At 66.0% G+C, this 8,710-nt stretch carries 4 protein-coding genes; all 4 read right to left on the bottom strand.

Annotation, left to right across the window (positions count from 1 at the left end):
• Positions 1-634 precede the first annotated feature (634 nt).
• The 4 genes from AC1DT7_RS22765 to AC1DT7_RS22750 all read right to left on the bottom strand — a co-directional run bounded on the left by AC1DT7_RS22765 (position 635) and on the right by AC1DT7_RS22750 (position 8,688).
• A complete protein-coding gene (locus AC1DT7_RS22765) occupies positions 635-2,479 on the bottom strand; it encodes a DUF885 domain-containing protein (protein ID WP_478038459.1) in 1,845 nt (614 codons plus the stop codon).
• A 377-nt stretch (positions 2,480-2,856) separates the two neighbouring features.
• Entirely contained in the window at positions 2,857-4,308 is a 1,452-nt protein-coding gene (locus AC1DT7_RS22760; RefSeq protein WP_478038458.1) for an efflux transporter outer membrane subunit, read from the bottom strand.
• A complete protein-coding gene (locus tag AC1DT7_RS22755; protein WP_478038457.1) occupies positions 4,301-7,492 on the bottom strand; it encodes a multidrug efflux RND transporter permease subunit in 3,192 nt (1,063 codons plus the stop codon). Before AC1DT7_RS22755 ends, AC1DT7_RS22760 begins: the two co-directional genes overlap by 8 nt.
• A 5-nt stretch (positions 7,493-7,497) precedes the next feature.
• Positions 7,498-8,688, bottom strand: a complete 1,191-nt coding sequence (locus tag AC1DT7_RS22750) for an efflux RND transporter periplasmic adaptor subunit (RefSeq protein ID WP_478038456.1) — start codon at positions 8,686-8,688, stop codon at positions 7,498-7,500.
• Positions 8,689-8,710 lie beyond the last annotated feature (22 nt).

The following is an 8,710-nucleotide window of genomic DNA, read 5'->3' as shown; positions in this document are numbered from 1 at the left end:
GCATGCCGCCAGCGTTCATTCTGAGCCATGATCAAACTCTCAAGTTGATGAACCTCTCAATCGCGGTGGAATAACCACGACGAAGAAGCGATCTCAAGGAGCCGTTCCTGCACAAATTACAAATACTGTGGAATTGTAATAAGGACATATAGGAACGGCTTATTTAACCGAGCACCTTGCACCTTGAATGCAAGACCCGGGGCCGCCGCCCACATGTCCCTTCATCTAAACCGACAATGTCAAAGAGCACAAACACCCGACGCCTCTGCCAACCCCTTTTTACTGGGGCGGTTCAGCGCCTGGTTTTCGGTGACCGTAGAAGCGAACCGTCTGGTCCGCCGCGGTGGAGTGCTCTCTATACAGGGCCCTCCGACCGCGCAAGCACAAAATGCAGAGAACCGATTTTTCCGCGGCGCCAGATGGGAAGCTTTCGTGCCGCAGGCTCCGTTTCCCCAGAATTCTCTGGGTTTTTTCCCGATTTCAGGCCCGCCTGCAGGAATGAGCGGCCGAATGACGGGAGTCCGGATTCATGCCCCTCCAACGCCCGCCAAGGGAGATTCTTCCGTACCGGCCTCTCCGATTCGGACGAATCGGGCCCTGTCGCGACTCAGTTCGTCGCTGCGACAGGCCCTCCCTACCCTTTCGCCCTCGCGATATAGCCGTCGACGACTCGTTCGAGCAGGGTCAGCGGGACATTGCCCGTCTCCACCACCATGTCGTCATAGGACTTCAGATCGTAGCGAGAGCCGAGCGCCGCCTTCGCCTTGTCGCGCAGGCGATTGATCTCGTTATGGCCCATCTTGTAGCCGCAGGCCTGCCCCGGCATCGCGCAGTAGCGCTGCAGTTCCGCCGTGAGCTGGCCGAGCGGCATCCCGGTCGCCTGCTGGAACCAGGCAAGCGCCTGGTCGAAGGTCCAGCGCTTGGCATGGATGCCGGTATCGACCACCAGCCGGCAGGCCCGGAAGTTCATCGACTGGAGATAGCCGATGCGGCCGAGCGGATCGTCGTCATAGGCGCCGAGTTCTCCCGCGAGCTGTTCGGCATAGAGCGCCCAGCCTTCCGAATAGGCATTGAAGGCAAGCAGCGATCGGATCAGCGGCAGGCGATAGCTGTATTCTCCCTGCCAGACATGGCCGGGAATGCCCTCATGATAGCAGAGCGTCGGCAGCGAATAGCGCGGCCAGGTCGCGGTCGATTTGAGGTTGATGTAATAGATGCCCGGCTGCGAGCCATCCATCGAGCCAGGCCCTGCATAGCCGTTCGGCGCGCCGTCCTGGATGGCAGGCGGCACGCGCTTGATGATGAGATTGCCCTTTACGAGATTGCCGAAGGCGCGCGGCAGACGGGTGCGGATGTCGGCGATACGGCCGTTGAGATAGGCGAGCAGCTTCTCGCGTCCGGCATCGTCATTGGCGAAGAGCAGATCGGGCCGCTTGCTGAGCGCGGTCAGCCGGTCGCCGACCGTCCCCTGTGTCAGGCCCTGCCCTTTGAGCAGCGTATCGATCTCGGCATTGATCGCCTTGTTCTGGGCGAGGCCGAGCGCATGGATCTCGTCCGGCGTGGCATTGGTGGTGGTGCCGGCCTTGACCAGCCAGCCATAATAGTCCTCGCCATGCGGGCGCTGCCAGACGCCGGGGATCTCGCTTGCCTTGCCGCGCAGCGCGGCGAAGGCGGCGACCTGGCGATCGAGTGCCGGCGACACCTTGTCGGTGCAGAGCGCCGCGGCACGTTGCGCATAGGATGCGGGAAGGCCTGCCTTGGCGCATTTCTCGCCGAAGCTTTTGACGATGACCCAGTCGGCAACGGGCGTGGCGCGTATGCCCTTCAACTGGCCGGCGGTGATGTCGATGACCAGCACCGGCGGGATCGCCCCCTGGCCGGCATCGGCCCGCATGCGACCGGTCTCGCCATCTACTGCAGCGGCATAGCTTTCGAGCCGCGACAGATAGGCGTCGGCATCGGCAGCAGTGGCGACATCATGCTTGTTCTCGAGCAGATCGGGCAGATCCGAATAGGCGCCACCGAGTTGGGTGACGACATAGGGCGTGCTGCGATAGCTGACATTGGCGTCGAGCACTGCGTTCGCGCCGACCGGCATGGTGCGCCAGCCTTCCTCCGCCAGGGCATAGGCAGTCTCGGCAGTATCCAGGTCGAGCGCGACGGAAGGCGCAAGGCCGGTGCGGTCGAGCTTGCGCAACTGGCCGAGCCGGGCAGTGCACCGGGCGGCGCGGGCCCGGTTACCGGCGATACTGCGATCCATGAAGCGGCTATGGAGGGCGGCGCGATCGCCTTTGTCGATACCGAGCGAGAGGGCATATTCGGGCGAGTCGGAAAGAAGGTCTTCGGCCATTGCCGAAAGCAGGCCTTGAGCCGCAGTGTCAGCGGCGGGAGCGGCTTTGGCGGACCAGGCGGGGAGCGCCGCGGTCAGGCCGAGCGCGCCAGCGCCGGTGAGAAGGTCGCGCCGTGTAGTGTGTGTCATGATCCCTCGATATCGGGCGACGCCAGCGGGTTGGGCTGGCGCCCGGCCATGGCGTCCGGTTGTAACGGCGGGGAAGACGCGGGCAAGCCCTTGCTATGGGCGGAATGGCGTACACGATACCGAGCGACGAACCCTCTCACCGCGATCCGGTGACGATTGCGTCACCCGACCCGACGACTGTTTTGCGCCCCGGAAACACTCGTTTTCCGGCGAGACTGGGTCGCTTGCCGCTTGTTCCTCAGCGAAGGCCGGGGCCCAGTTGGGATAGCGGAGAGAGGGAAGCGCCGCGCCCCGTCACGAGCGTCTCCTGACTGGGCCCCGGCATTCGCCGGCGAGCAAGAACAGGGGAATGGCGCAACCCGACCTCGGGATGCGCTTCAGCCTGCCGAGACCGTCTCCTTCAGGCCACCGCCCAGCGCGACGTAAAGCGACACCTCGCTCTGCAGCTGGGCGCTGCGCAGGGCGAGCAATTGCTGCTCGGCGGAGAAGAGGCTTCGTTCGGCGTCGAGCACTTCGAGATAGATCGACAGGCCATTGTCGTAGCGAAGCCGCGCGACGCGGGCGAGGCGGCGCTGGGCGTCGACGGTGCGGACCTGCGCTTCGATCTGCTCGGCATATTGGCGGCGCGCGACCAGCGCATCGGCGACTTCGCGAAAGGCGCCCTGCGCCGCGCGCTGATAGGCGGCGACGAGTTCGTCGGCCTGCGCCTTGGTCAGCGCGATGCCGGCGGAGGACTTGCCCCAGGTGAGGATCGGCTGAGTCGCGTTCGCCGCCGTCTGATACTGGAAGGAACTGCCCTGGATCAGGCTGCCGAGCTGGGGCGAGACGAAACCGAGCAGGCCGGTGAGCGATATCTGCGGCAGGAAGGCGGCACGGGCGACGCCGATATTCGCATTCGCCGCGCGCAGCCGCTGTTCGGCCTGCAATATGTCGGGCCGGTTCTCGAGCAGCGACGAAGGCAGGCCGGGCTGGAGATTGGTATATTGCCCTGGGTCCGACAGCGGCCGGGGGGCTGGCAGCGTGTCGGCGATCGGCCCACCGACCAGCACGGTCAGCAGGTTTTCGGACTGCTGCGTGGTACGGCGGAGATCGGCCAGCTCGGTCTCGGCCTGGGTGACGAGCAATGCCGCCTGATCGTAATCGACGGTCGAGGTGACACCGGCATCCATGCGCTTGCGCGCGATGACCAGCCCCTCGCGGCGGCCGGTGACCGAGCGTTCGGCCAACGCGATCTGTTCCTCGCCCGCGCGGATCTGGAGATAGGTCGCGGCGACCTGGCCGATCAGCGACAGGCGGAAGGCGCGCTCCGCCTCGACGGTCGCGAGATATTCGCGGCGCTGCGCCTCGGACAGGTTGCGCACCCTGCCCCAGAAATCGAGTTCGAAGCTGGAGACCGAGGCGCCGACGCTGAACTGGTTGAGGGTGAAGGAATCGGCCCCTCCGCTGCCCGAACCGCTGCCGGGAAAGGCGAGCGAGTTGAGCGGCGTGCGGCTGCGCGAGGCGCCGGCCTGGAGATTCAGCTGGGGCAGGCGCTCGGCATCCTGGATGCGATATTGAGCGCGGGCCTGGGTGACGCGGGCGACCGACTGGGCGAGATCGCGGTTGTTGGCGAGAGCCGCGGCGATCAGCGCCTGGAGCCGCGGATCGCCGAAATAGTCGCGCCAGCCGATATCGGTCGCGGCGCGTGCGCCGGCCCCGCTCTGCCCTCCCCCCTGACCGTCACCTTGCGGGAAGGTCGCCGAGATCGGCGCGACCGGCTGGCGATAGGCCGGCGCGAAATTGCAGGAGGCGAGCGCGGTGGCGCTGGCCAGGACGACGAACTTACGCATGAGCGGATGCTCCGTGATCGGGCGCGGTATCGGACGTGTCGTCGTCGACCGGCTTGCGCTTACGCGACAGCCATTTGCGCGCTGCATAATAGAAGACCGGGGTGAAGAAGATGCCGAAGGCGGTCGCGGTGATCATGCCACCCATCACGCCCGTGCCGACCGCATGTCGGCTGGCGGCCCCTGCCCCGGCCGCGATCACCAGCGGCACCATGCCGAGGATGAAGGCGAGACTGGTCATCAGGATCGGCCTGAGGCGCTGGCGTGCCGCCTCAAGCGTCGCCTCCAGCGGGGTACGATCGCCCACCTCGTCATCGATCGCGAACTCGACCACCAGGATGGCGTTCTTCGCCGCCAGACCGATGATCGTGATGAGACCGATGTTGAAATAGACGTCGGCGGAAAGCCCGCGGATCAAGGTGAAGGCCACCGCCCCGAGTACGCCGAACGGCACCACCAGCAGGACCGATAGCGGGATCGCCCAGCTATTGTAGAGCGCCGCGAGCAGCAGGAAGATGACGACCAGCGACAGGCCGAGCAGCATGCCGATCTGGCCGCCGGCCTGTTTCTCCTCAAACGCGGTGCCGGTCCATTCATGCGCGAAGCCGGGCTTCAGCACGCTGTCGACGATCTTCTCCATCTCGATCAGCGCGGCGCCCGAGCTCTGGCCCGGTGCGGCCTGGCCCGAGATGGTGACCGACGGATAGCCGTTGTAGCGCTGGAGCTGGGTCGCACCGGCCGTCCAGGAGACCTTGGTGAAGGCCGAGAAGGGCACCATGGTGCCGGCCTGGTTACGCACGCGAAGGTCGAGCACGTCCTCTGCGCTCATCCGGCTCGACGCGTCGGACTGGAGATAGACTCGCTGGACAGTACCTTGGTTCGAGAAGTCGTTGGCATAGGCAGAGCCGAAGCTGATCGCGAGGGTCGCGTTGACGTCGGCAATGCTCAGGCCGAGCGCACGGGCCTGGACCCGATCGATATCGACATAGAGCTGCGGCGACGGCGCCTGCCCTTCCGGCCTGACGCCCGCGAGCTTCGAGTTCTTCGCCGCCTGGGCGAGGATTTCGCCCATCGCCGCCTGAAGGCCTGCGGGATCGTCACCGACCCGGTCCTCGATCTTCATCGTGAAGCCGGTGGCGTTGCCCAGCGCCTGGATCGCCGGTGGGTTGAGCGGCAAGATCGTCGCGCCGGGGATGCCCGCCGTCGCGCCAAACGTGCCGCCGATCACCGACTGGACCGAATTCGCCGCACCCTTGCGATCCTCATAGGGCTTGAGCATCACGAAGGAGAGCGCGGCCGACTGGCCCTGACCGAAGAAGTTGAAGCCGACGACCGAGAATATCTGCTCGAACTGCGGCTGTTTGTAGAGATAGGCTTCGGTCGCCTTGACCGCGGCGGTGGTGCGCTCGGCCGTGGCGCCGACCGGCGCATCATAGTTGACCAGGAAATAGCCCTGGTCTTCGTCGGGCAGGAAGCCGCCGGGCAGGCGAGCGAACAGCAGCAGCGTGACGGCGAAGATCGCCGCGAACACCGCGAGCCAGCGCAACGGGCGCGACAGCATCTTGCCAACGCCACCGACATATTTGTCGGTCGCGCGGCCGAACCGGTCGTTGAACCAGTTGAAGAAGCGCTGCGGATAACCGCGCCATCCCTCGGCCGGCACACGCTCTTCGCCGGGAGCATGTTTGTGCGGCTTGAGCAGGGTCGCGCAGAGCGCCGGCGTCAGGGTCAGCGCAAGCACCGCCGAGAAGAAGATCGACACCGCGAGCGTGACCGAGAACTGGCGATAGATGCCGCCGGTCGAGCCGGGGAAGAACGCCATCGGGATGAACACCGCGATCAGCACCAGCGTGATGCCGATGATCGCCCCGCGGATCTGCCCCATCGCCTTGATCGTGGCGCGTGCGGGCGACAGCCCCTCCTCCGCCATGATGCGTTCGACATTCTCCACGACGACGATCGCGTCGTCGACGAGGATGCCGATCGCCACCACCATGGCGAACAGGGACAGCGTGTTGATCGAGAAGCTGAAGGCGTAGAGCCCGAGGCAGCCGCCCGCCAGCGCGATCGGCACGACGATCGCCGGGATGACGGTCGCGCGCCAGCTCTGCAGGAAGATGAACATCACGAGGAAGACGAGCAGCATCGCCTCCGCCAGCGTGCGGATGACGTTCTCGATCGAGCTCGAGATGAACGGTGTCGTGTCGTAGGACAGCGACCATTTGATGTCGGGCGGGAAGTTGCGTTCGAGCTCGTTCATGCGCGCCGTCACGGCGTCACGCGTGGCGAGCGCGTTGGCACCTGTCGCGAGCTGAACCGCGATGCCCGCGACTTCCTTGCCGTTGAGCGTCGATTTGAACTGGTAATTATCGGCGCCGATCTCGACCCGCGCAACATCGCCGAGCCGGACGGTCGAGCCGTCGGGATTGGCGCGGATGATGATGTTGCGGAACTGCTCGGGCGTCTGGAAACGGTTCTGGGTGACGATCTTGGCGTTGAACTGGGCGCCCGGCCCGATCGGCTGGTCGCCGATGCCGCCGCCCGCCGTCTGGCTGTTCTGTTCCTGCACCGCGGCGAGCGCGTCGGAGGGCGACAGGTTGAAACCGGCGAGCTTTTCCGGATCAAGCCAGATGCGCATCGCCTTTTCGGACGAGAAGAGCTGGGCATTGCCGACGCCGGGAACGCGGCGAAGCTCGTTCAGCACCTTCGTCGAGGCGAAGTCACCAAGCTCCAGCTCCGACGTCTTGCCGGTCTTCGACTGGATGCCGATGACCTCGAGGAAGCCGGCGGAATTGTCGGTGATCTGGATACCGAGACGGCGCACGTCCTCCGGCAGGCGCGGCTCGGCGCGATTCAGGCGATCCTGCACCTGGGTGCGGGCGACATCGAGATTGGTGCCCGACTGGAAGGTGACGATGATCTCACCGGTGCCGTTCGCGCGGCTGGTGGAGGACATGTAGAGATATTTCTCGACCGAATTGAGCTCGCGCTCGATCACGGCCGTGACGTTCTTGTCCATCGTGTCGGCGTCGGCGCCGTTATAGGTATAGGTTAGCGTCAGCGAAGGCGGCGCGACCGAGGGGTATTGTTCGATCGGCAGGTTCATCAGCGCCATGGTGCCGAACAGCGCGATGAACGCAGCGATGACCCAGGCAAAGACCGGGCGATGGACGAAAAAGCTGTCCATGACGATCAGTTCCCCTGTTTGGGCTGTTGTGCCGCTGCGGCCGGAGCGGGATCGCCCTTGACCTGGACCTTCTGGCCCGGCTGCACCTTCTGCCAGCCATCGGCGATGATGCGCTCGCCGGCCTTGAGGCCCGATTTGACCAGCCAGTTGCTGCCGACCTGACCGCCGAGCTGGACCTGCCGCGCCGTGGCGGTGCCGTCCTTGCCGACGACCGATACGCTGGCGCTGCGTTCCCCGATCTGGACCGCGCTGGCGGGGATGAGGATGCCGTTGGGGCTGGTGCCCATGGCGATACGCCCCCGGATGAACTGCCCGGGCAGCAACAGCCGCTCGCCATTCGGGAAGACGGCGCGGATCACCTGGCTGCCGGTCTGCGGATCGACGACCTGGTCGGCGAAGTCGAGCCGCCCGACCGGGCCGTACTCACGCCCGTTGGCGAGGATCAAGCGGACCTCGATCTGCGACAGCGCCTTGACCGGCGGTCCGCCGACGCCGGCCGCCTGGCGCATGTCGAGGATCGCCGAGTTGGACTGGGTGAAGACGGCGTAGATCGGCGATGGCTGCTCGATCGTGGCGAGCAACGTCGCCTGGCTCGCGCTGACCAGCGCGCCTTCGGTCACCTGGGCGCGGCCGACACGGCCCGAGATCGGCGCGCGGACGATGGTATAGCCGAGCAGCAGCTGAGCGCGGGCGAGCGCTGCGCGGGCATCGGCGACATTGGCGGTTTCCTGCCGAAGCGTCGCCTGGGCCTGATCGTTTTCCTGCGCGCTGACGGCGCGTTCGCTGACCAGCGGCGCGTAACGGCGGACCACCGATGCCGCGTTGACGCGGGCCGCCTCCGAACGGGCGAGCGCGGCGCGCGCCTGTTCCACCTGCTGTTTGAGGTCGCGCTGATCGATGCGGAAGAGCGGCTGGCCGGCGGTGACGTCGGTACCCTCCTGATAGAGGCGCCGTTCGATGATCCCGTCGGCGCGGGCGCGGACCTCGGCGGTGCGGATCGATTCGATCCGGCCAGGCAGCTCGACGATGTTGGGCACTTCCTGCGCCCGCACCGTCATCGCGACGACCAGCGGCGGCGGCATGGCGCCCATGCCGCCCTCCCCGCCGCCGCCGGGCTGTTGGTTGCCCGCGCCACAGGCAGCGAGCGCGAAGAGAAGAGAGCCGACGGAGAGGCGGCGGGCGATGGTGTAGGTCACGGGGAAACTCCGGGTTCAGCGG

The organism is Sphingomonas sp. P3_C6, from assembly GCF_056402595.1.
This window is presented reverse-complemented; position numbering and strand designations above follow the sequence as displayed.

What these genes read in the sequence shown, in the direction of transcription:
- AC1DT7_RS22765 (WP_478038459.1), bottom strand. Translation starts at nt 2,479, where the DNA reads ATGACACACACTACACGGCGCGACCTTCTCACCGGCGCTGGCGCGCTC.
- AC1DT7_RS22760 (WP_478038458.1), bottom strand. Translation starts at nt 4,308, where the DNA reads ATGCGTAAGTTCGTCGTCCTGGCCAGCGCCACCGCGCTCGCCTCCTGC.
- AC1DT7_RS22755 (WP_478038457.1), bottom strand. Translation starts at nt 7,492, where the DNA reads ATGGACAGCTTTTTCGTCCATCGCCCGGTCTTTGCCTGGGTCATCGCT.